Origin of the sequence: Micromonospora sp. NBC_01405, assembly GCF_045040155.1 — a bacterium.
Lineage (GTDB): Bacteria > Actinomycetota > Actinomycetes > Mycobacteriales > Micromonosporaceae > Micromonospora.
In genome coordinates, this window is the sequence record NZ_CP109532.1 from 6648048 (window position 1) to 6673048 (window position 25001).

Genomic DNA, 25001 nt, shown 5'->3' on the forward strand with positions numbered 1-25001 from the left:
CCGTCGGCCGGGTTACGGGTTCGTGGTCAGGTAGACCACCTGGTTGCCGGCGTTGGCCGTGCCGCCGGCATTGTTGATCACCCGGTTGATGGTGCCGACCCCACCGAGCGACACGGTGACCATGTTGGTGAACCGGACGTTCGGGTTGGTGGGGGCCTCGATGGCCCGGTCGGCGACGACCGAGGGGTCGACGTTGAAGTAGCAGTAGCTGCCCAGCCCCCACGCCTGGTGGCTGGTGACCCCGTTGGCCACCTTGTACGCGGCGTACCCGCGGGACGCGCCGTTCATCCAGGCGCCCTGGTTCGGCGGGTCGTAGGGCATCTCGTTCTGGTAGAAGTAGGTGCGCCCGCCGTTGCCGTTCCAGACGGTCTGGTACTTCTGGTAGTGCTCGACGAACAGCCCGTACATGGTGACGTCGTCACCGTTGACGGTCAGGCCGGTGTCGGCGGTGTTCGCCGCCCAGCCCACCCCGTCGCCGTGGTCGGCCCGCCACAGCCACATGTGGTCGCCGATGACGTTGTCGCTGTTGACGGTCAGCGTGGTGGTGGCCCGGCCGACGCCCGGCCCGCCGATGCGGAAGAAGACGTCGTGCAGCGAGGTCGGGTTGGCGGCGTGGCCGGCCGCCGAGCCGGCCGGGCCGACCTCCATCAGCACCGGCGAGTTCACCGTGCCCGCCTCGAACATCACGCCGGCCACCTTCACCCCGTCCACGTCGGCGACCCGCATGGCGGCCGTGCCGTTGTCGGGCTGGATGGTGGCCAGGCCGAGGCCGAGGACCACGGTGTTGGCGCGGTTGATCTGGATCGGCTCGCTGACGTGGTGCACACCGGGGGTGAACAGCAGGTGCCGACCCTGGGCGAGCGCCGCGTTGATGGTGGCCGCGCTGGTGCCCGGGCGGACGACGTAGAACTCGCTGAGCGACAGCGACGAGCCTGCGGGGGTCCTGCCGTACCAGCTGGTGCCCGCCGAGTTGGCGCGCAGGGCCGGCACGAAGACCCGGTACTCGCCGGTGCCGTCGACGTACAGGAAGGGCTTTTCCCGCACCTGGGGGGTCTGCGCGATGACGGTGTGCGACGGGTTGGGGAAGTTCGGCGGCGGGGCTCCGGTGACGCCCTGGAACACCATGTTCCACACCGAGCCGGTCCAGGCGCCGAACTCGCTGTTGCGCGAGTACCACTGCTGCTGCGAGCCGGAGACGACCGTGCCGTCGATCTTCGTGTCGGCCATCAGCCCGCCGCTGGACCAGCCGTCACCGCCGTTCCAGAGCTGGATCTGGTTCTGCGCGCCGCGCAGGTGCATCCGGCGGTAGGGGGCCGCCTGCGACACCGCCCAGCGTTCCACGCTGGTGCCGGCCGGCAGGGTCACCGACAGGTTCTCGGCGGCGCGCCAGAAGTTCTGGGTGGCGTTGCCGCCCATCCAGAACGCCTCGGCCCGGACGTGTCCGTTGAGGTTGACGTCGTCGGGGCTCATGCCGAGGCCGGCGACCTGGGTGAAGAAGCCGAGGTTGACGTCGGCGGTGTAGGTGCCCGGCTTGAACAGCACCGCGTACCGCTGGGGGCCGAACTGGTTGGTCTCCTGCTGGGTGAACAGGGTGTTCAGCCGGCCCTGGATGGTGGCGGTCGGCGTGCTCGGGTCGAACACGAAGGTGTTCGGGCCGAGGTTCGGGTTGCGCGGGTCGGTCGGTTCGACCGGCGGGGTGTCGGTCCCGGTCACGTTCACCTCCAGCTCCCAGAGTGAGTAGCCGTAACCGGTGGCCCGCGCGGTGCCGTACACCCGAAGGTAGCGGCCGGTCGCGGTGAGGTCGAGGGACTGGACGCCGCCGGAGCCGGTGGTGGTGCTCCAGGCGGTGCTCCACGCGCTGCCGTCGGCCGAGGTCTGGACCTGGAACGCCCGGGCGTGGGCGGCCTCCCAGCGCAGGACGACCCGGCAGATCGCCCGGCTGGACCCGAGGTCGACCTGGAGCCACTGGGGATCCGCGGCGAGGCTGGCCCACCGGGTGCCGGTGTTGCCGTCGACGGCCGCCGACGCGGGCGTGCCGGCGCCCTCGACGGACGAGGCGGTGGCCGGGCGGCCCTGGGCGGCGTTGGCGCTGCCGCAGGTGGGCGTCGGGCCACCGGTCTCGCCGTACACCTGGAACTCCCAGAGTGAGTAGCCGTAGCCGGTGGCCCGTGCGGTGCCGTGCATCCGCACGTACCGGCCGGCCCCGGTGACGGTCAGGTTCTGGGTGCCGCCGGTGCCGGTGGTGGTGCTTGCGACGGTGGTCCACGCGCTGCCGTCGTCGGAGGTCTGGATCTGGAACGCCCGGGCGTAGGCGCCCTCCCAGACCAGGGTCACCTGGCTGATGGTGGCGCGGGCGCCCAGGTCGACCTGGAGCCACTGGGGATCGCTGAACGCGCTCGCCCAGCGGGTGCCGGTGTTGCCGTCGACGGCCGCCGACGCGGGCGTGCCGGCGTTCTCGGTGGACGACGCGGTCGCCGGCCGGCCCTGCGAGAGCAGCACCGGCGCCGCCTGGGCCGGCGACCCGCCGGTCGGTGCCAGCGCCGCGACGAGCGCGAGCACCAGCCCGACGAGGGTACGCCGCCGGGCGGGCCGAAGGCCCGGTGTCGGACGTACGGATGGGACGCGAGATGTCATGACTCCGCCTGTCGATAGAGGGCTGCGGACGCCGGGCGCGACGGGGACGACGAGAGGGCCGTGGCGCCGTGGAGGGTGCCGCCGAGGGCGGCACCGCGATCGGAGAGCGCTCTCAGAGAGTGTTACGGCGAGACCGCATCCCCGTCAAGACATCGATCACCAACACTGCCGATCGATGCGACTTCCGCCCTCTCGGGGCACCTCGCTCTTGACGAATCTGCCGGTTGAGCCTTTAATGACGGCATTAATTAAGAGTTGACGAATTGCCGGCGAAGGCCGACGCGTCGCCGGGAGGCGTTGACGCCACCGCCCGCCGGCCCGCTCAGGCGCTGCGGCGCACCACCAGGACGGGGTCGTGGATGACCGACGCGACGCGCAGCTGCGGATCCTCGATGCGGGCCAGCAGCAGCCGGGTCGCCTCGGCTGCCATGACCTCCAGCGGGTGCCGGACGGTGGTCAGCGGCGGCTGGGCGGCCTGCGCGGCGCTGCTGTCGTCGAAGCCCACCACCGCGACGTCGTCGGGCACCCGACGGCCCGCCTCGTGCAGGGCGACCAGGGCGCCCTGCGCCATCAGGTCGTTGGCGACGAAGACGCCGTCGAGGTCGGGGTGGGCGGCCAGCAGGCGACGCATGGCGGCCTCGCCGCTCTCCCGGGTGAAGTTGCCCGCCTCGGACGGCGACCACGCGTACCCACGGCGGGCCATCGCCTGCCGGAAACCGGCCACCCGGTCCTGACTGGCCGGCACGTGCTCGGGACCGGCGATCAGCCCGACGCGCTGACAACCCCGGGCGAGCAGGCGCTCGACGGCCAGCGCCGCGCCCGCCTCGTTGGCCAGGTCGACGTAGCTGATCGGGGCGGGGCGGGCGGGGCGGCCCACCATCACCGCGGCGATCCCCGCCTCGACCAGCAGGCCGGGCAGCGCGTCGTCGGGGTGCAGCGACAGCAGCACCACGCCGTCGGCCTGCCCCTGGCGCAGGTCCCCGACCAGCCGGACGCGCGCCGGCGGGCTGCCCACCAGGTGCAGGCCGAGTTGCACGCCCACCGGGCGCAGGACGCTCAGCACGCCGCCGACGACCCGGCCGAAGAACGGGTCGGTGAAGAGCCTGCCCAGGAACGGGTCGTCGTCGTGCTCCTCGCTGTCGGACACGACCAGCGCGACCGTCCCGGCCCGCCGGGTGACCAGGGAACGCGCGGCGCGGTTCGGCACGTACCCGGTCGCGTCCACCGCCGCCCAGACCGTGGTGTGCAGGTCGGGGTCGACGTTGCGCACCCCGTTGACGACGCGCGACACGGTGGCCCGGGACACCCCGGCCACCCGGGCGACGTCCTCCAGGGTGGGCAGCCTGCTCCGGGCCGCGCCACGCTCCCCCGCCGACCCCGGGACGCGCTCCCCCGGGCGGGACAGGTTGCCCGTCTGGGGCGACTCCGCCATCCGGAAGTTATAGCATGCGCGCCGGAAAGCGCTCTCTGAGCTGCGGCGCGGGCCCAGCTCCCCGCGCCACGGACGACGTGGCCCGGGCACGCTCCCCCGGGCAGCCCGCCGCGGTCAGGCCGCCCGCCACTTGACAGTAGGTGACCGTCGGGGAAAGACTGGCAAGCCCTGGGAGAGCGCTCTCCCAGGCTCGGAACTCCGGGAAGTGGTGATCGGATGCGAACGCTCGCGGCCGCGCGGACCTCCGCCGGACAGCCCCCCGTCGACCTACGGTTCCCCGCCGGCTTCCAGTGGGGCGCGGCCACCGCGGCGTACCAGATCGAGGGGGCCGTGCGCGCCAACGGACGGCTCCCCTCGATCTGGGACACCTTCGCCGCCACCCCGGGCCGGATCGCCGGCGGCCACACCGGTGAGCACGCCAGCGACCACTTCCGCCGGCACCGCGAGGACGTGGCGCTGATGGCCGAGCTGGGCCTGTCGGCGTACCGCTTCTCGGTGGCCTGGCCCCGGGTGCGCGCCGCCGGCGGTGGGGTCAACGCCGCCGGCCTGGCCTTCTACGACCGGCTCGTGGACGACCTGCTGGCCGCCGGCATCAGCCCGGCGGCCACCCTGTACCACTGGGACCTGCCGCAGGAGTTGGAGGACGCCGGCGGCTGGGCGGCGCGCGACACCGCCGCCCGGTACGGGCAGTACGTCGCCGCCGTCGCCGCGCGCCTGGGCGACCGGGTCCGGCTGTGGAACACCCTCAACGAGCCGTGGTGCTCGGCCTTCCTCGGGTACGGCAGCGGGGTGCACGCCCCGGGGCGGCGCGACCCGCGCGCCGCGCTGCGCGCCGCGCACCACCTGCTGCTGGCCCACGGGCACGGGGTCGCCGCGCTGCGCGCCGCCGGCGTCACCGGCCAGGTCTCGGTGGCGCTCAACGTCGGCACGGTGCGGCCCGTCAGCGACGCGCCCGCCGACCGTGACGCCGCGCGACGCATCGACGGGCTGCTCAACCGGATCTTCCTCGACCCGCTGCTGCGCGGGGCCTACCCGGCGGACGTGCTCGCCGACACCGCGGCCCTGAGCGACTGGTCGTTCGTGCGCGAAGGCGACCTCGACCTGATCGCCGCGCCGCTGGACGCGCTGTGCGTCAACTACTACCAGCCCGACCTGGTCGGCGCCGGCCCGGACGGCCACCACGACGCCGACACCCCGTACCCGGGCGCCGAGGGCGTCGCGTTCCATCCGGTGCCCGGGCCGGTCACGGCGATGGGCTGGTCCGTCGACCCCGGCGGGCTGCGCGACATGCTGCTGCGGGTCACCCGGGACTACGGCGCGCCGCCGCTGTACGTCACCGAGAACGGCGCCGCCTACCCGGACGAGGTCGACGCCGACGGCCGGGTACGCGACCCGGAACGCACCGACTACCTGCACCGGCACCTGGCCGCCGCGCACGAGGCGCTGACCGCCGGCGCGGACCTGCGGGGCTTCTTCGTCTGGTCGCTGCTCGACAACTTCGAGTGGGCCCTCGGCTACGACAAGCGGTTCGGCCTGATCCACGTCGACTACGCCACCCAGCGTCGGACGGTCAAGGACAGCGCCCACTGGTACGGCCGGACGATCGCCGCGAACGGCGTCGACCGCCCCCGCTGAGGGCCACCGCCCGCGCGCCCGGCCGGGCGCGACACGTAGCCGGCGCGGCCCCGGGGTTTCCGGGGCCGCGCCGTCGCCACCGCAGGCGCGGCGGTACCGCGCCGGTGGGTCACGGACGCCACGGGGGCGGCCGTGACCCACGGCGAGGTCACCTGCGGTAGACGCCGAACTCCCAGAGGGAGTAGCCGTAGTCGGTGGCCTTCCTGGTGCCGCTGACCCGCACATATCGGCCGGTGCCGGAGAGGTCCAGGCCGTCGAAGCCCCCGTCGCCGCTCGTGGTCGAGTAGATCGTCGTCCAGGTGTTCCCGTCGTTCGAGACCTCGACCGAGTAGGCGGTGGCGTACGCCGCCTCCCAGGCGAGCTGGACGTGGTCGAAGGACTGCACCGAACCCAGGTCGACCCGGAGCCAGGCGGTGCCGACCCACTCGCTGGCCCACCGGGTGCCGTGGTCGCCGTCGACCGCGTACCCGGGCAACTGCGGGCCGTTGGCGCCGGTGGGCTGGTACGAGGACGCGGTGACCGCCCTGCCCCGGGCCAGGTTGGTGCCCGGGACGGTCGGCGGCACGACCTTGAAGGAGCGCTGCTCGATGCCGACGTTGCCGTGCCCGTCGAAGGCGTACACGTAGACCTTCCACACCCCGAGCCGCTCGGGGGCCCGCACCGTGAACCGCCCGTTCCCGGTCTGGGTGAACGTCAGGTTGGTCAGCCCCCGGTTGCCGGTGATGTGCTTGTCGCCGGCCATCAGGTTGTAGCGGACCAGGTCGCCCTGCGGGTCCCCGGCGGTCACGTCGACGGTGAAGGTGCCGCCGGCCGGCACGGCGGTCTGCGGGCTGACCGACATGGCGGTGATCTCCGGCGGGGTGTTCGCCGCCGCCTGCCCGGTGTACGCCTGGCGCAGCGCGTGGTAGCCGAGCCGCCGCCATCCGCCGGTGGTGGCGTTGAGCCACACCCCGCCGAAGTCGTTCTCCAGGCCGTAGTGGAACTCGGTGGCCCCGAGCGCCACGCCGGGGTGACCCTTGATGGCGTTCCAACTCGCCGTGTAGCCGGCCCGCTTCGCCAGGTCGGTCGGCTCGTCGGGCACCCCGTTGACGTCGTCGGGCACCTCCCACTCGCCGTTCGGGCCGCCCTCGGTGAGCAGGTACGGCTTGGTGTGGCCGCCCGCGATCCAGTCCGACTTCACCGTGCCGATCGCGCCGTAGGAGTTGACCGCCAGCAGGTCCAGCGCGGGCGAGTACCGCTGGTAGTACGTCCACGCGTGGGTGTAGGCGTCCGTGGAGGTGACCGGGTGGAACGGGTCGGCGGCGTGGACCGCCTGGGCCACCTCGTTGACGAACTGCGCGTACGCCACCCGCCGGGCCTCGACCACGTCGGCCGGGAGGCCGTGGTCCTGCATGGTCAGGATGACCTCGTTGCCGACGTCCCACATCAGCACGCCCTGCCGGTTCTTCAGCGCGTTGACCCGGGCCACGATCTCGGCCTTGACGGTATTCTTGTAGGCGGTGTCGTTGACATAGTCGGCACCCTGGTTGAGCCAGTGCCCGACGACCACCTTGATGCCCTGCTGGGCCGCCCGGTCGAGCAGGGCCGGGGTGTGGGTGTCGTCCACGCCCCAGATCCGGATCGTGTTGACGCCCATGTTCCGCAGGTCCCGCAGGTACCCGTCGGCGGCGGCCTGCGGCGGCCCGTAGGTCATCCCCCGCACCTCGTACGGGGCGCCGTTGACCTGGAGCTGCCAGTTGCCCTGGGTGCCGGTCACCCGCACCGTGCTCGGCCCGGCCGGGGTGGGCGGGTCGGTCATCGCGGCGGGAACCGTGCCGGCGGCCCGGGACACGGTCACCGAGTCGACGCTGAGCACCCCGCCCGAGGTGGTCCCCGGGGTGGGGGTGCTCCGGCCGGCGATCGCGTTGGGCAGCGAGCCGCCGACGGCCAGGTCCAGCCGGAGGAAGAAGCCGTGGTGCACGGCGGCGTTCCAGGCGGCGACGCCGACCTGCGACTCGCGCACCACCCAGGTCTGCCGCCCGTCGAGGTAGAAGCGGATCTCCTCGTCGGTCCTCGTCCGGTCGATGACCTGGGTGTACTCGTGGTAGCCGGTCCGGCAGCCGGCGCAGGTGGCCAGCCCGCTGGAGCGGCCGGTGTACTCGGCGCACACGCCGTCGGGCGCGGTGCCGCAGTGCAGCGTCTGGGCGAGCTGACCGCGGCCGTTGACGTCGGTCATGATGTCGGTCTCGCCGACGCCGGGCCAGTTGGTGAAGTTGCCCCGGAAGGCGGCGCCGGTGGCGCGGAACCCGGGCCAGTACCCGAGGCCGTCGGCCACGTCGGGCTGCCGGAGCACGGCGGTGAACCTCAACTGCTCGCCGGCGCGCGGCTCGAAGTCTGCCCGCTGGGTCTCCAGCCGACCCGAGGTCCAGGCGCCGGCCGCGTCCCGGATCGCCCGGATGCTCAGCCGGCCGGCACCGTCGAGCTGGACGTTCGCGGTCGACGCGGTCGCCGTCTCCACCTCGCCGGTGCCCCAGTTCGCCGCGCCGCCGGGGTAGGAGGTGCCGGTGCGCAGCAGCCAGTTCGCCGCCGACGGCGAGGTGCCGGCGGGACCGGTGAAGTCGTCCGTCCAGACGGTCTGCCAGTTACCGGGGGTCGGCGTCGGGCTGGTGGGCGGGGGTGTGGTCGGGCCGCCGAGCGAGCCGTAGACCTTGAACTCGTACAGGGAGTAGCCGTAGCCGCTGGCCCGCACGGTGCCGTACATCCGCACGTACCGCCCGCTGCCGGCGACGGGGATCGTCTCGGTGCCCCCGGCCCCGGTGGTCGTGCCGTGCACGGTGGTCCAGGTGGCGCCGTCGGCCGAGGTCTGGATCTGGTACGCCCGCGCGTACGCGCCCTCCCACTGGAGGACGACCTGGCTGATGGTGGCGGTGCCGCCGAGGTCGACGCGCAGCCACTGGGGGTCGCTGAACTGGCTGGACCAGCGGGTGCCGGCGTTGCCGTCGACCGCGTTGGCCGCGCCGACGTCGGCCCCCTCCTGGGAGGACGCGGTGGCCGGCCGGCCCTGCGACAGCAGGGTGTCGGCCGCGTGCGCGACGGGTTGGGCGACGACGAGGTACGCCGCCACCAGGGCGACGACGAGCAGTGCGGGCCGGTGCCGCGACGATGGTCGGCGGCGGGGGACGGGAGGGTGAACGGTCATGGGCCTGCCTGTCGGAGAGGGGACGCCGACGCGGGTACGGCGGCGGATGGCGGCGTTGGCGGTGTTAGCGGTGGCGGTGTTGGTGGCGCCCGGCGGGTGTGGCGTGGCGTCCGGGCCGGTGACCGGGGGCGGGTCGGGCCCCCGGTCACCGCACGGTGCCGGTCAGGGCAGCTCGTAGTTGGCGTTGAGCGCCGCGCCGCGCTCGGGCTTGTACTGGTCGAAGCCACGCGGGTCGCACTGGAGCCCGCCGTTGACGCAGTGGGTCACCAGCGCGTTGAGCGTCGGGGCGTCCCAGGCGTTGTAGAAGTCGTAGTGGAAGGAGTAGCCCCGGCCGCTGGCCAGCCGGACCCCGGACATGTCCCCGCTGACCGGGAAGGCCATCTTGAACTCGACCATCGGCACGGCCACCGGGTGGCTGGCCGGGCAGACGCCGACGGTCGGGTACGCCATGTGGCTCTTGTGGTCGGGCGTGTCCAGGTACCGGCCGTCCCAGCAGCTCGGCGCCTGGTAGCGGATGTTGAGCTGGCTGCCGGCCGGGCAGGACGCCGGGAAGTCCCAGTTGCGGACGCTGTCGCCGCACTCCCAGCCCTCGACCGCGCCCGGGGCGTTGCGGAACTCCTCCAGCGTGGTGGCGGGGCTGCCGACGACGTACCGCAGGCCGGGCGGCGAGGGGCGGACGCTGCGGTGGTCGATGACGCCGCTCTTGTAGTAGATGACCTGCCGGCCCACCGGCGCAATGGCGGTGTCGCCCCGGTACAGGGTCGGCATCCAGTAGCCCGTCTTGTCCCCGGGCGTGATGCAGGAGGTGCCGCCGGCCCGGAGGGAGGCCAGCGTGGTGTTGGCGTTCGTGGTGGTGTTTCCCATGAACGTGTGCGAGTGCGAGGCGCCCGGCAGGTTCGGGAAGACGATCGGGTCGTCGGGCAGGTTCGAGCGGCTCACCGAGCAGTTCGCCTGGAACTCGTGGTGGGTGGTCGGCGGGTTGGTGGGCGGCGGGGTCGCCGTGGACGGGACCACGCCGGTGACCGGCGGGTCGGCCGGCACGTAGCCGGGTCCGCCGGTGGGCGGCGGGGTGGTCCCGGCGGAGCCGTAGACCTTGAACTCGTACAGCGAGTAGCCGTAGCCGGTGCCGCGCTGGGTGCCGTACAGCCGGATGTACCGGCCGCTGCCCGTGACGGCGACGCTCTCGGTTCCGCCGGCGCCGGTGGTGCTGCTGTGGACGGTGGTCCAGGTGGCGCCGTCGGTGGAGGTCTGGATCTGGTACGCCCTGGCGTAGGCGTACTCCCACTCCAGCACCACCCGGCTGACGGTGACGGTGGTGCCCAGGTCGACGCGGAGCCACTGCGGGTCGGCCCACTGGCTGCCCCAGCGGGTGTCGGGCCGCCCGTCCACGGCGGCCGCGGCGGGGGCCTCGCCGTTCTCCACCGACGACGCCAGCGCCGGCCGGCCCTGGGACAGCAGGGTCTCCGCGGCCTGCGCCGTCGGGACGCCCGCCACCAGCAGCGATGCCGTCAGCGCCAGGGCGGCGACCGGCGCGATTGTTCTCCTGAGCCGTGGTCTGTCGGTTTTCATGATGACGCCTTCCAGGGGTAGGACGACTGCGCTCCGGCTGTCTCGCCGGCCGGTGGCCCGCTCGTGCCGCACCTGGCCCGGGATCAGGATCGTCGCCGGGCCGCGCACTCGGAGAGCGCTCTCCAAGTGTTACGCCGAAATTTCACGTACGTCAATACGGCCGACCCTCGAAGACCGGTGAACGCACCCGAACCGGACGATGGGCAGTCCCCCGAACGTGGACCTCACCCGCCTGGTCCCGTCGGACACCCCGCCGGGACGCCAGGCAGGTAATACCCCCTCCCCACCCCTTTGCTCTGCTGCCGCCACCGCAACACCAGCACCGCCGCCGTGAAGCACAGCATCGCGCAGCCGATTCGCGTCGGGTGCCGGCACGAAGGGTCGGCAGAACCGTCACGCTCCGCGGGCGTTGCACCGGGGGCAGCAGAGCAAAGGGGGCGCTAGCGGTGTTGCCCGCCGGTCGGCGACGACGTCAGCGTCGGCGTTTCCGCCCCGCCCCGCCCCGCCCCGCCCCGCCCCGCCCCATTTCTGCGCGATCTTGCAGTTGCGGCCCGGGCAAAGAGGGTGAAACGCCCTTGTCGGGGGCCGCAAGTGCAAGATCGGCGCATCGGGGTGGACCGCCTGCCCGTACAAGGGACGCACCACCGACTACTGGTCGGTGCGGACCGACGCGGCCGTGCTACCCGGACCTGGCCTGGTCCTACGGGTTCCCGACCGGCGCTGGGTCCCGTCGCCGGGCTGATCGCCTTCTACAACGAGCACGTCGACCTCGTCGTGGACGGCCGGCGGCTGGACCGGACGGGGACGGCGTTCTCCTGAGGCCGCCACCCGGTCAGCGCGGACCGGAGGCCGCCACCCGGTCAGCGCGGACCGGAGGCCGCCACTCGGTCAGCGCGGACCTGAGGAGCCGGGGCCGGAGGGTCGCCGGACGGCCCCCGGCTCAGCCGGCCAGCTCGGCGAGCGGGAACGCCCGGTGCCGGCGGGGCGGGACCAGGAAGTTCTGCCGGCGGGTGCAGGTCAGGAAGCGTTCCAGGCCGTTGTCCTGCTCGGTCACCCGGTGCTTGCGCGCCAGGTCCACCGACGCCTGGCTGCGCCGCATCCGGGCGAAGAAGTCGGCGGTCGGCACGAACACGCTGAAGTGCAGCTTCGGCTGGCTGCTGCCGTCGGGCACGTCCAGGGCGTCGAAGCCGGGGCCGTCGACCCGCAGGTGCATCGGGGTGCCGTCGGGCGCCCGGGAGCTGCGTTGGAGCGTGGACAGGTGCCCCATCCGGCGTTCGCCCCGGGGCAGGCCGACGCCCCGGGCGGTGCGCTCGGCGTAGTCCGGGCCCCGGTTGTCGGCGGGCAGGAAGGACGGCCCGCCGCCGTCGGTGAGCTGGTCGGCGTTGCCGGGGTGCACCGGCGGGGCGTGGAACATGTACTGCACCCGCTTGGTGAAGTTTCCGTTGTCGCTGGGCGGGGTGTCCGGCGAGGCCATGTCGTAGAACTGGAGCATGTCGAGAATGATGTGCGACAGGTGCTGGATGCCGCCGGTGTCCAGGTAGTCGCCGGGGCGGGCGGTGGTCAGCCGGGCCGAGGGGTGGCCGGCGAAGGTGCAGATCGCCGGCGGGCCGGAGGCGTTGACCTGCTGGTCGGAGAAGCCCATCCACATCGGCGAGTCGGGCTGGATGAACCGGGCGTACGACAGCCGGTTCTGCTCGGCCACCGAGCGGGGCAGGCCCGCCTGGGTGAACATGTGCCGGCTCGAGGTGACGGTGAGCAGCCCGGCGAAGGCCGGCGGGGGCGTCGGCCGGCCAGCCAGCGTGCCGCTGCCGTCGAACCAGGCCAGCACGTCCTGGATGACCGTGGCCCGGTCGCTGCGGAAGGTGAACAGCAGGTCGTTCTGCTCGACGCGGACCGGCACGGTGAACCGCCGCTTGGTGACCCCCGGGTTGTCCGGGTGGATGTCGGTCGGCCCCGGCTCCGCCTCCTCCAGCACCGACCGGGACGGGTCGGCCAGCAGCCGGGGCAGGTGCGCGCCGACCAGGTCGCCGGCCAGGCCGCCCGGCAGCCGCCGGAAGTAGGGCAGGCCGTAGGAGACGAAGGTCATCAGGCCGGCCGCGCCGAACGGGTACCCGGATTCCAGGGCGGCGAGCACCCGGGCCAGTTCCCGCTGGTCGTCGCGGCCCGGGACGCGCGTCAGCGCGGCGGTCAGGTAGACGGTGTGCACCGGCGGCATGACGAACGGCCCGCCGGTGGGCGAGGTCTGCTCCGGCGCGCTGTACCGGGCGACGTCGAACTGGATGTCGGGCAGCCCCTGCGCCGGATCGGGCGCGGCCGGGCGGTCCGGGGTGCGGGCGTCGGCCGAGCAGGCCGCCAACGCGGACGCGGCCATGGCCAGGGCGCCGCCGGCCAGCATCGTTCGGCGGCTGAGCCCGGGTTGTCCGTCCATGTCTCAGTGGGACCGGTCGAGCGCGGCGCGCAGGGCCGCGCCAAGTTCCTCGTCGCCCGGATCGGTCAGCCGCACCGCATGCTCGGTGAGCCCGACGAAGCCCTCCCGGGCACCGCCGTTGCGGGTCGGGCTGACCAGCACCGCGTCGGCGTCCCGCTCCACGTCGACCTGCCGGGTTCCCTTCGCGTAGGTGGCGTAGGACCGCAGGCCGAGCGCGTCGAGGACCGGCGCGAACGGCGACGGCCCGCCCCGCAGGTCAGGGGTGGGAACGCCGGTGCGGGAGGCGTCGAGCATCCGGTGCACGGCCGCGCCCAGCGCCCGGTCGTCGGCCGGCCCGTCGAGGACGTCGAAGACCCCGTTGGCGATCCACAGGCCATCGGTGGTGAGCGAGGAGGAGTGCGCGACGTACCGACCTCTGCGCAGGTCGAGTGCGGCGAGTCTGGTCATCGATGTCCTCGGTGGGGAGGGGGACGCCCCAGGGTACCCGTGGGGCGTCCCCGGCGGTCTATCTCATCGGGATGATCCGAACGGTCACCCCCTTCTGGGCACCGTACTGGACTATCTGATTGAGGGCGTTCTGCTGGGCGCTGGTCGCCGCCCCGCGCTGGACGGCGATCTCCAGCTCCCGGGCGCCGACCTGGCCGGGTCTGATGGTGACGCCGTCCCACTTGACCGGGTTGCTCTTGGCGAAGCCGGCCGCCTTGTCGACGTAGCCCTGCAACCGGCTGGTGAGCTGGCCGGCGCTCTGGTACGACTTCGCGGTCAGGTCGACGCTCTTGATGCTGGTGGCGGTGCCGTTGGCGAACCGGTCGATGGTCGGGAAGCTGCGCGGCAGGTTGCCGCCGAGCTTCGCCTCGATGGCCAGGCCGCGCTCGAACTGGTTGAGCTTCCAGACCGAGCTGCCGGCCTTCAGGTACGCACCGAGGCCGCCGGTGAGCGCCCCCAGCGCGCCGCCGATGGCGAAGTCCTTCAACGCGTCGCCCATGCTGTACTTGCGGCCGGTCAGCGCGGCCAGGCCCGCCCCGATGCCGACCGAGGAGGCGCCGCCGATCAGCGCCCCGATCAGGATCGGCACGCAGATCGGGCAGTCGCCGTTGGGGTCGGACAGGTTGACCGGGTCGTTGAGGGCGTACGTGTACAGGTTGGCGCTGCCGCCGCCGAAGCCGGCCGGGTCCTGGCTGAGGAACCGACCCGTCTCGGGGCTGTACCAGCGGGCCCGGTGGTAGTTCAGCCCGGTGGCGGCGTCGCGTTCCCGGCCGGTGAACTGCTGGGTGTTGCCGCTGGCGGCGCCGCTGGCGGTGACCGCGCCGAACGGGTCGTAGGCGTACCGGGTGGTCAGGGTGCCCGCGGAGTCGGCCAGGCCGAGCACGCTGCCGAGCGCGTCGGTGATCGGCACCCGGGGGCCGGCGGCGTCGGTGCGGACCAGCGTCTGGTCGAGTCCGGCGGTGAGCCGGTCGCTGGCCGTCGCGCCGGTCTGCTCGCGGACCAGGTTCGGGCCGTCGTAGAGGAAGCCGGTGGTGGCCCCGCCGGCCGCGCGGCTGCCGAGCCGCCCGGCGGCGTCGTAGCCGTACGCGGTGGTCAGGCCCGGCCCGGTGACCCCGGTCAGCTCGCCCCGGGCGTTCCAGGTGTAGCCGAGCACGCCGTCGCCGGTCAGGTTGCCCTCGTCGTCGTAGCTGAACGTCCGGTCGCCGCGGCTGGTCAGCCGGTTGGCGGCGTCGTAGCTGGTCGAGGGGCCGGTGCTCGGGACGGTGACGGAGGCGAGGCTGCCGGTCAGGTCCCGCACCCGGCCGGCGCCGTCGTAGGCGTAGCCGAGGTGGCCGATCGGCACCCCTCCGGCGGTCTCGTAGAACATCCCGGTGAGCTGGGACGCGGCGTCGTAGGTGTACTTCGTGGTGACGCCGGCCTGCTCGACCCGGTCGGTGCGGCCGGCGGCGTCCCGGTGCCAGGTGGCGGTGGTGGCGCCCTGGGTGATCTGCGCGATCAGGCCGGTCTGGTCGTAGCCGTAGGAGACCGCTTGCTGGCCGGGCACGGTCATTGCGGAGCGCCGGCCGGCGGCGTCGTAGGTGTAGCCGACGGTGCCGGTGGGGCCGGCCACGCTGACCACCTGGTCGAGGTCGTTCCAGCCGAGGGTGAGCAGCCCGCCGGCCGAGTCGTTGATGGTGGTGAGCCGGTCCAGGGTGTCGTAGCCGAACTGCTTGGTGCTCTCGTAGCTCGGTCCGGCGGTCTTGCCGTACCCGATGAAGGTGGTGCGGCCGAGCACGTCGTAGCCGGTGACGGTGGTCTTGCCGCGCCGGTCGGTGGCGGAGATGACCCGGCCGAGCACGTCGTACGCCTGCTGGGCCTGCTTGCCGAGCGGGTCGGTGACGGTGATCGGGCGGTCGGAGCTGTCGTAGGCGACGGTGGTGCTGTTGCCCCGGGCGTCGGTGACCTTCGTCAGGTTGCCGTTGCCGTCGTACTCGAAGGCGGTGGCCCGGCCGAGGCCGTCGGTGCTGGTGAGGACCTGGTTGTCCGGGTCGTAGCGGACGTGTTCCAGCACGCCCCTCGGGTCGGTGACCGCCACGGGGCGGCCGACGGCGTCGACGAAGCTGCGGGTGGTGCGGCCCACCGGGTCGGTCACCGCGACGAGGTCGCCCTGCTCGTAGGTGTAGCGGGTGGTGTTGCCGAGCGGGTCGGTGAACGAGGTGACCTGGCCGGCGGTGTTGTAGGCGTAGCGGCGGGTGCGGCCGGCGGCGTCGGTCGCCGCCGTGAGGTTGCCGGTGTCGTCGTACCCCATCTGGGTGGTCCGGCCCTGGTCGTCGGTGACCGAGGTGAGCTGCCGGTACGGGCCGCCGGAGGTGACCGTGGCGGACTGCGCGGCGGCGGTGCCGGCGAGCGCGGTGAGCGAGGTGAGCTGCCCGTTCGCGCCGTAGCCGAGGGTGGTCCGCCGCCCGTACGGGTCGACCAGCGCGGTCGGCAGGTGGGTCGCCGGGTCCCGGGCGGTGGTGGAGGTGCGCGCCTGGGCGGTGCCGGCGGCGGTGGTCTCGGCGACCACCCGGTGCTCGGCGTCGAAGCTGGTCTCCCGGACGGTGCCGTCCGGCTCGGTGACGGCCGTCTTCACGACCTTGCCGGCGGTGTCGGTGGTGTACTCGAAGCCGTAGGTGACGCCGTCGGGCATGCTCTGGGCGGCCACCCGCCCGTCCGTGTCGTAGGTGTTGGTCAGGTAGGTGACGCCCCGGGCGTCGGTGACCGTGGTCATCCGGTGCGCGGTGTCGTAGGTGTATGTGGTGGTCCGGCCGCCGGGCGAGGTGACCGTGGTCAGCCGGCCGAGACTGTCGTAGCCGTACTGCACGGCCCGGCCCGCGTTGTCCTGCGCCCGGGTGACCCGGCCGCCGCTGTAGGTGAGCTTGATCCAGCGGCCGTTGGGCGAGGTGACCTGGGTGATGTCGCCGGACTGCCCGCCGGTGGACCGGGTCAGGGTGATCTGGTTGCCGTGCCGGTCCCGGATGGACTGCAACGGGGTGTTCTCGCCGAAGACGTAGACCATGCCGTCGGTGCGGACCAGGTCCCAGCCGTCGCCGTTCCAGGTCATCACGGCGTCCCGGAACGGGCCGGTGGTGTCGACGGCCGTGAACACCGCGTCGGTCCAGCCGGTCCCGGGGCTGGTCCGCACCATGTGCACCTTGCCGCTGTCCGGGAAGATCAGGTCGGCCTCGGTGTACTCCTGCTTCGAGAAGACGAAGATGCCGTAGGTGAAGTTCGCCCCGATGCCGAATTCCCGGTTCTGGGTGTCGTTCTGCCGGTAGGTGCGGGTGATCGAGATCGGCAGCACGTCGTTCACGGTCAGGTCGGTGTGCTCGTCGACGAAGAGGCCGCTGGCCAGGTCGACGGGGTCGCCGCCGGAGTCGCCGTCCTCACCGGGCCCGGTGCCGGCGGGGCGCTTGCCACTGCCGTTGAACATCGCGCCGGTGAACTCCCAGACCCGCACGTCGGGGTCGGGCACGATCTGCCGGCCGTCGGGGGTGACGGTGCCGCGGCCGTAGATGTACCAGCCGGCCTCCGCGCCGGTCACCGCGCACACGGCAGGGGTCTTCGCCGCCTTGGTGGGCTTCTTCGGGTACGACTTCACCGGCGCCCTGGTGCAGGGCGCCCGCTCCGGGTCGTAGTCCCAGAAGTCCAGGCGGCTGCCCGGCGCGAGGCCCTGGGTGTTCGGGTAGATGATCTGTGCGCCCTTCGGCAGGATCACCGACCCGCCGGGCTGCACGGTGAAGTAGACCGGGGTGCGCACCCCGGCCGGGAGCGGGAACGGCGGCTGGTCCACCGGCAGCGCGGTGATGGACAGTTCGGTGACCCGCTTGCCGGCCCGGTCGCGGATCACGCTGCCCTTGGGCAGCCGCACTTCGAAGCCGGGGATCGCCGGGGTGGTGATGACCGTCTGCTTTTTGGTGGGCGACGGGAACCGGGTGCTGTTCGCGGTGTCGAGCCGGGTCATCCAGATCGGGTACGACAGCTCGACGGTCTCCCCCGCCCGCAGGTCCACCCCGGTCTCGAAGCGGCCGAAGGCGCGGCCGGGGCTGCCGGCCGTCGCGCCGTCGATGACCAGGACGTGGTGGCCGGCGGTGAGCCCGGTGAGCAGGAACCGGCCGGTGGCGTCGGTGCGGGTGCTGCGCCGGCCCACCTTGAGGGTGACGTCGGCGAGCGGACGGCCGTTGAGCAGCAGGGCCTGCCCGGCGAGCGCGGTCGCCCCCCGCTCGGCGCGCAGGGCCGGCTGGAGGTTGCCGTACGCGCCGGTGCGGTGGCTCTCCCAGTCCTCGCCGGCCAGGTTGAACCGGTCCGGCGTCCAGGTCTCGGTCACGTCGCCGGCCGGCCGGGCCGGGATCTTCGCCGGCGTCTTCCTGGCGGCGGCTGCGGCGGGCAGCCGCACCTCGCCGGTCAGCCCGCCGACGGTGCTCGACGACGGGTCGACGAGGACGGTGTAGGTGCCGGCCGCCGGCAGGGTGACCGAGGTGAAGGTGCAGCTGCCTCCGCAGTAGACACTGCTGCCGAGGTTCGTCCCATCCGGCTTGCGGATGATCGCCGTCGCGTTGTATGTGCCGTAGGTGCCGGCGGTGACCGCCACGGTGACCACCTGGCCGGCGGTGCCGGGGAAGGTGAGCGTGGCGTTCTGGCCGGGCACGGTGGTGGTCAGGGTGGCCCCCGGGCCGCCCGGGGTGATGGCCGCGGTCGCGTCGGCCGGCACCTCGTGCACGCGCAGGGTGACCGAGCCGGTGTAGGCCGCGTCGGGGTTCAGCAGGATGGTGTACGTCCCGGCCACCGGCAACGTCGTGACGTCGAAGAAGCACGTCGCACCGCAGTACGCGCTGCTGCCGAGGTTCGTCCCGTCCGGCTTACGGATGATCGCCGTCGCGTTGTAGGTGCCGTACGTGCCGGCGCTGCCCAGCACCGAGATCCGCTGCCCGGCGGCGCCGGGGAACGACAGCACCGCGTTCTGGCCGGGGACCGTGGTGGTCAGGGCGACCGCGCTGCCGCCCGGCGTCGTGCCGGCGGTGGCGTCGGCCGGCACGTCGTACAGGCGCAGGGAGACCGAGCCGGTGTACATGCCGTCGGGGTTCAGCAGGATGGTGTACGTCCCGGCCACCGGCAACGTCGTGACGTCGAAGAAGCACGTCGCACCGCAGTACGCGCTGCTGCCGAGGTTCGTCCCGTCCGGCTTACGGATGATCGCCGTCGCGTTGTACGTCCCGTACGTGCCGGCGCTGCCCAGCACCGAGATCCGCTGACCCGCCGTCCCGCTGAACGACAGCACCGCGTTCTGGCCCGGGGCGGTGGTGGCCACCGACACGGCCGGGCCGCCGACGGTGGCGCTGACCGCCGCGTCCGCCGGCACGTCGTACACCCGCAGGGTCACCGCGCCGGTGTAGGCCGCGTCGGGGTTCAGCAGGATCGTGTACGTCCCGGCCACCGGCAACGTCGTGACGTCGAAGAAGCACGTCGCACCGCAGTACGCGCTGCTGCCGAGGTTCGTCCCGTCCGGCTTACGCACGATCGCCGTCGCGTTGTACGTCCCGTACGTGCCGCCGGTCCCCTGCACCACGATCCGCTGACCGGCGGCGCCGGTGAACGACAGCACCGCGTTCTGGCCGGGGACCGTGGTGGTGAGGGTGGCGGCGGACCCGCCCGGGGTGGTGCTGGCGGTGGCGTCGGCCGGCACGTCGTACACCCGGACGGTGAGCGCGCCGGTGTAGGTGGACGCCGGGTCGAGCAGGAGGCTGTACGTGCCGGCGACCGGCAGCACCATCGCGTCGAACAGGCAGGACGCCCCGCAGTACGCGCTGCTGGTCAGGTTCGTGCCGTCCGGCTTGCGCACGATCGCCGTCGCGTTGTACGTGCCGTACGTGCCGCCGGTGCCCTGGACCAGGATCCGCTGCCCGGCCGTTCCGGGGAACGTCACCACGCCGTTCTGCCCGGGGACGCTGGTGGTGACGGTGACCGGCGCGCCGCCCGGGGTGGTGCTGACGGTGGCGTCGACGGGCACGTCGAACACCTGCGCGGTCAGGCTGCCGACGGCCACCCCGGCCGGGTCGACCAGCAGGGTGTAGGTGCCGGCCGTGGCCAGCGACACCGAGCTGAACGAGCAGCTCGTCGCGCAGGACGAGTTGCTGGTGACGGCGCTGCCGTTGGGCGCGCGCAGCGTCGCGGTCACGTTGCCGCCGCCGAACGCGCCGGCGGAGAGGCTGACGGTGACGACCTGCCCGGCGGTGCCGGGGAACGACACCACCGCGTTCTGGCCGGGCACGGTGGTGGTCACCGACACCGCAGCGCCGCCCGGGGTGGTGGCCGCCGTGGCGTCGGCGGGCACGTCGTGCACCTTCACGGTGAGCGCGCCGACGGCGGTGGTCTTCGGGTCGACCAGCAGGGTGTACGTGCCGTCCGCCGGCAGGAGCGTGCTGTCCAGGAAGCACGAGGCCCCGCAGGCCGTGTTTGACGTGACCGTGGTGCCGTCGGGGCGGCGCAGCGTCACCGTCGCCTCGGCGGCGCCGAACGTGCCGCCGCTGAGCTGCACCGCGACCCGCTGCCCGGTGGTGCCGGGGAAGGAGACCACCGCGTTCTGGCCGGGCACGGTGGTGGTCACCGACACCGCCGCGCCGCCCGGGGTGGTGTTGGCGACCGCGTCGGCGGGCACGTCGTGCACCTTCGCGGTGATGCTGCCGACGACCGTGCCCTTCGGGTCGACGAGGACGGTGTACGTGCCGGCCACGGTCAGCGCCTGGGTGTCGAGGAGGCAGGAGGTGCCGCAGGTCGTGTTGGACACGATCGTGGTGCCGTCGGGGCGGCGCAGCGTCACCGTCGCCTCGGCGGCGCCGAACGTGCCGCCGCTGAGCTGCACCGCGACCCGCTGGCCGGCCGTGGCGGGGAAGGAGACCACCGCGTTCTGGCCGGGCACGGTGGTGGTCACCGACACCGCAGCGCCGCCCGGGGTGGTGTTGGCGACCGCGTCGTTGGGCAGGTCGTAGACCCGGGCGGTGACGGCGCCGAGGGTGGTCCCGGTCGGGTTGACGAACACCGTGTACGTGCCGGTGGCCGGGAGGGTGACCGCGTTGAACGCGCAGCTCGTGCCGCAGTAGCTCTCGCTGACCACGGTGGAGCCGTCGGGGGCGCGCACCGTCACGGCGGCGTTGTAGGTGCCGAAGGTGCCGTTGGCCAGGGTCACCGAGACGACCTGCCCGGCGGTGCCGGGGAAGGAGACGACGGCGTTCTGGCCGGGCACGGTGGTGGTCACGGTGACCGCGGCCCCGCCGGGCGTGGTGGTCGCCGAGGCGTCCGCGGGCACGGCGTTGACCTGCGCGGTGACCTGCCCGATGTAGGTGGTGTCGGGGTTCAGCAGCAGCGTGTACGTGCCGTCGACGGGCAGCACGACCGTGTCGAAGAAGCACGACGCACCGCAGTACGCGCTGCCCGTCAGGCTCGACCCGTCCGGCTTGCGCACCACCCCCGAGGCGTTGTACGTCCCGTACGTGCCGCCGCTGAGCTGCACCGACACCCGCTGCCCGGCCGTGCCGGCGAACGAGACCACCGCGTTCTGCCCCGGCGTCGTGGTGGTCACGGTGACCGCGGCACCGCCCGGGGTCGCGCTGGCCGTGGCGTCCGACGGCACCAGGTGGACCTGCGCCGCGACCTGACCGACGTAGGCGCCGTCGGGGTTCAGCAGCAGCGTGTACGTGCCGTCGACGGGCAGCACCACCGTGTCGAAGAAGCACGACGCACCGCAGTACGCGCTGCCCGTCAGGCTCGACCCGTCCGGCTTGCGCACCACCCCCGAGGCGTTGTACGTCCCGTACGTGCCGCCGCTGAGCTGCACCGACACCCGCTGCCCGGCGGTGCCGGGGAAGGAGACCACCGCGTTCTGCCCGACGACCGTGGCCACGGTGACCGGGGCGGAGCCGGGTGTGGTGCTCGCCGTCGCGTCCGCCGGCACGTCGTGGACCTGCGCGGTGACCGCGCCGACGTAGCTGGTGTCGGGGTTGATCAGGATGGTGTACGTCCCGTCGACCGGCAGCACCACGGTGTCGAACAGGCACGAGCTGCCGCAGTACGCGCTGCCGGTCAGGCTCGACCCGTCCGGCTTGCGCACCACCCCCGAGGCGTTGTACATCCCGTACGTGCCGCCGGTGAGGTGGACCAGGACCCGCTGGCCCGCCGTGCCGGGGAACGAGACGACGCTGTTCTGGCCGGGCACTGTCGTGGTGGCGGTGACCTGGGGGCCGCCGGGAGTGGTCGCCACGGCGGCGTCGGCCGGCACGTCGTACACCTGGACGGTGATCGCCCCGGTGGTGGTGGACTGCGGGTCCACCGCGACGGTGTACGTGCCGTCGGTGGGCAGCACGGCGGTGTCGAGGAAGCAGGCGGTGCCGCAGGATCCGTTGGAGGTGACGGTGCCGCCGCCCGGCTTGCGCAGTGTGACAGCGGCGTTGTAGGTGCCGTACGTGCCGCCGCTGAGCTTGACCGAGACCCGCTGGCCGGTGCTGCCGGCGAAGGTGACGGCGGCGTTCTGGCCGGGCACGGTGGTGGTGACGGTGACCGGGTCCCCGCCCGGCGTGGCGGCCGCCGCCGCGTCGGCGGGCACCTCCCGCACGGTCGCGGAGACCGAGCCGGTGGCAGTGCTCGACGCGGCCAGCAGCAGCGTGTACGTGCCCGCCGTGCGGGCTGTCACCGTGTCGATGAAGCCGGTGGCGCCCACGCACCCGGACGACGCCGCGGTGCGCCCGAACGGGTCGAGGACCTTCGCGGTGGAGATGCCGCAGGAGCCGAAGGTGCCGTCGGCGAACTGCACGCTCGCCCGCTGCCCCTCGGTCAGGTCGAACACGACCAGCGCGACGTCCCCCGCGCTCGGGATCGACACGGACCCGGTGCCGCCGAGCGCGACCCGGGAGGTGTGCACCACGTCGGCGACGGTGTACGGGGCGGGGGCGACGAAGACGTCGGCGGCGGCGTCGCCGCTGCCGTGCCGGGTGCGGACCCCGATCCGGCCGGAGCCGGCGCCGGTGGGCACCTGGACGGTCAGGCTGCCGGCGGCGACCGCCGAGGGGAAGGCCCGGGTGCGGTTGAGGGTGACGGCGTTGTCGGCCGCCTCGGCGGCGAAGCCGGTGCCGGTGACGGTGACCGTGCCGCCGGGGGCGACGACGGTCGGGGAGACGCCGGTGACGGTCGGCGCGGACTCGTCCGGCCCGACGACCACGAAGGACTGCGGGCTGCTCGCGGTGGCCCCGCCGACGGTGACGGTGACCAGGCCGGTGGTCGCCCCGGCGGGAACCCGGGCGACCAGCCGCCGGCCGGCGGCCGAGGTGACCGTGGCCGGTACGCCGTTGAAGGTGACGGTGTTCTCGGCCGGCACGGTGGAGAAGCAGCCGCCCTCCAGGGTGACCTCGGCGCCGACGGCCGCCCGGGCCGGCACCACCGACAGCAGGGCGAGCGCGGTGCTGCCCTCTCCGGTGACGGAGGTGATGTTGCCCGCCGGGTCGTACCGGTACCGGGCCGTCCGGCCGGCCTGGTCCTGCACGCCGGCCAGCTGCCCGGCGGCGTCGTACGCGTAGCCGACCGAGTCGCAGGAGACCGAGGCCGGGACCATGTCCGGCAGGTCCGCCCGGACGGCGAGCGCCGGCAGCAGGACGAGTGCGGCGAGGGCCGCGCCGAACCGCAGTCGGGCACCGGCCCAGACCCTCGATCGGATGGTGCGGGGGCCGAGCGGTCCCGACATGCTGCCTCCCAGGACGGTACGTTCTGGGAGGCAACGTAGGCGGTTTCCATCAACGGGCATAGATCGCCAGGTGGACGGAGGGCCGCCCACTGAGATCGCCCACGGCGCCCGCGCCGCCTACCGGCCGAAACGCCCGCAGCGGTCGCGGTGATGTCGGCTATCGGACAGTTGATTGCGTTGCCTGATCCCGGGGCAAAAGCGGGCAGGTCAGCGGGCAGCTCCGAAATGGGCGCGCACCGTTGCAACCCACCCGGCCGGTGAGCAGCGGGGGTCGGCGTTGCAGAAGGCCCTTCTGCTACTCGACCACGGCCGCCACGACGAGGCGCTCGCGGTGCGGCCGGTGCCCCGCAGTCGGTAGTAGTGAGGGGGCCGGGGCAGGATTCCTCGTTCCTCCCCGTGGCCATCGGGGCGGCTGCCACACTCGGCAGGATGAGCGCCGTCCGCCAGCCCGGCCGGTTCCTGCCTGCCGCGCCCGGGTCGCGGGTCACCCGCCTGGAACTGTTCTACGACCTGGTGTTCGTGTTCGCGTTCCTCAACGTCACCACCCTGCTGTCGGAGAACCTGAAGCCGGTCACGCTGCTCGGCGGGGCGGTGGTGTTGGCGCTGCTGTGGTGGTGCTGGGTCAGCTTCGCCGCGATGGGCAACTACCTGCGGGCCGACCAGGGAGTGGTCCCGCTGATCGGCGCGGTGACGGTGGCCGCGCTGCTGGTGCTGGTGCTGTCGCTCCCCGAGGCGTTCGACGACCGGCCGGGCGGGCCACCGGGGCCGTTGGTCTTCGCCGGCTGCTATCTGGTCATCCGGGGGCTGCAGGTGTTCGTTCTGGTGACGCGCAGCCGGGAGCGGCGCGGCGCGCTGTGGCGGCTGAGCCTGCCGGTGATCGTCAGCATGGCCCTGATCCTCGCCGCCGCGCTGCTGCCGCCCAGGGCGGAAAGCTGGTCGTGGGTGGGCTGGCTGCGGCTCGCGCTGTGGCTGGCCGCGGTGGGGGTCGAGTTCATCCTGGGGCCGAGGGCACGCGGCTCGGGCCTCACGGTGGTCTCCGCCGGTCACTGGGCGGAGCGGTACGCGCTCATCCTGCTCATCGCGCTCGGCGAGTCCATCATCGCGCTGGGCACGGGGGCGCAGTTGACCGTCGGCCTGCCGTTGACCTGGCCGGTGGTGGTGGCGGCGGTCCTCGGCGTCGCCGTCATCGCCGCGCTGTGGTGGATGTACTTCGATGTCCTGGCCCCGGCTCTGGAGCAGACGATGCACCGCACCCGGGACGCCGCGCAGCGGGCCGTCCTGGCCCGGACCGCCTACACCTACCTGCACCTTCCCCTGGTCGCGGGGGTCATCCTGTTCGCGCTGGGCCTCAAGCGGTACCTGACCACCATCGCCGAAACACGGGGCGACGCCTGGCTCGCCCGGCCGGCCGGGCTGGACGACGTGGCCCTCTTCGGCGGGGTGATCATCTACCTCACGGCGCTGCTCGCCCTGGAGTGGCGTGCCGTCCGGCGGGTGCGGCCGGCTCCGGTCGTCACGCTCGTGGCGCTCGTTGTCGCGGTGCCGGCCGTGAGCGGGTGGCCCGCGAACATCGGCTTGGCGCTCCTGGCGCTGATCTGCGTCGCGCTGGTGCTCGATGGAATACGCAGCGGTGATCCGCTTCGCCGCCAGGTGCGCCAGACGGCTCTGGAGGAGCAACTAGCCGCCGAACACGACCAGTCGGAGTGGCGCCGCCGCAACCTGTGACGGCGCGGGTCCGGCCGGCGGGCGCCCGCGCACCGGCGGCGGCCCGCGACCGCCGGCACCAGTGACCGTGACCACAGCCGGATGAACCGATAAAGGGCGGTGAGGTGGGCGTCTGCCTTGTTACCGTCGCGACGTGCGTCCGCAGGCGGACCAGGCACGCGAGGGGGGA

Annotated in this window: 9 protein-coding genes; 2 read left to right on the top strand and 7 right to left on the bottom strand. The window is 73.3% G+C overall.

From position 1 onward, the window contains the following. Positions 1-12 precede the first annotated feature (12 nt). Both OG559_RS28680 and OG559_RS28685 read right to left on the bottom strand, forming a co-directional pair. Complete coding sequence (locus OG559_RS28680; RefSeq protein ID WP_405109476.1) at positions 13-2634, bottom strand: discoidin domain-containing protein; 2622 nt, start codon at positions 2632-2634, stop codon at positions 13-15. A gap of 322 nt (positions 2635-2956) precedes the next feature. Then, complete coding sequence (locus tag OG559_RS28685) at positions 2957-4066, bottom strand: LacI family DNA-binding transcriptional regulator (RefSeq protein ID WP_405109479.1); 1110 nt, start codon at positions 4064-4066, stop codon at positions 2957-2959. Positions 4067-4282: 216 nt separating this feature from the next. Between OG559_RS28685 and OG559_RS28690 the strand changes: the two genes are divergently transcribed. Next, positions 4283-5701, top strand: a complete 1419-nt coding sequence (locus OG559_RS28690; protein WP_405109482.1) for a GH1 family beta-glucosidase — start codon at positions 4283-4285, stop codon at positions 5699-5701. 148 nt (positions 5702-5849) lie between these two features. Here OG559_RS28690 and OG559_RS28695 read toward each other — a convergent pair whose 3' ends face one another. From OG559_RS28695 to OG559_RS28715, 5 genes are all read right to left on the bottom strand, one after another. Then, positions 5850-8879, bottom strand: coding sequence for a discoidin domain-containing protein (locus OG559_RS28695; RefSeq protein ID WP_405109486.1), 3030 nt, complete (start codon positions 8877-8879; stop codon positions 5850-5852). Between the two features lie 162 nt (positions 8880-9041). Next, on the bottom strand, positions 9042-10448 hold the full coding sequence (locus OG559_RS28700) for a DUF1996 domain-containing protein (protein ID WP_405109489.1): 1407 nt from the start codon (positions 10446-10448) through the stop codon (positions 9042-9044). A gap of 940 nt (positions 10449-11388) precedes the next feature. Next, positions 11389-12876, bottom strand: coding sequence for a hypothetical protein (locus tag OG559_RS28705; RefSeq protein ID WP_405109491.1), 1488 nt, complete (start codon positions 12874-12876; stop codon positions 11389-11391). 3 nt (positions 12877-12879) lie between these two features. Further along, positions 12880-13323, bottom strand: a complete 444-nt coding sequence (locus OG559_RS28710; protein WP_405109494.1) for a hypothetical protein — start codon at positions 13321-13323, stop codon at positions 12880-12882. A gap of 58 nt (positions 13324-13381) precedes the next feature. After that, complete coding sequence (locus OG559_RS28715) at positions 13382-23107, bottom strand: RHS repeat-associated core domain-containing protein (RefSeq protein WP_405109497.1); 9726 nt, start codon at positions 23105-23107, stop codon at positions 13382-13384. A gap of 429 nt (positions 23108-23536) precedes the next feature. Here OG559_RS28715 and OG559_RS28720 point away from each other — a divergent pair, with 429 nt between their 5' ends. Continuing rightward, entirely contained in the window at positions 23537-24832 is a 1296-nt protein-coding gene (locus OG559_RS28720) for a low temperature requirement protein A (protein WP_405109499.1), read from the top strand. The last annotated feature ends 169 nt before the right edge of the window (positions 24833-25001 follow it).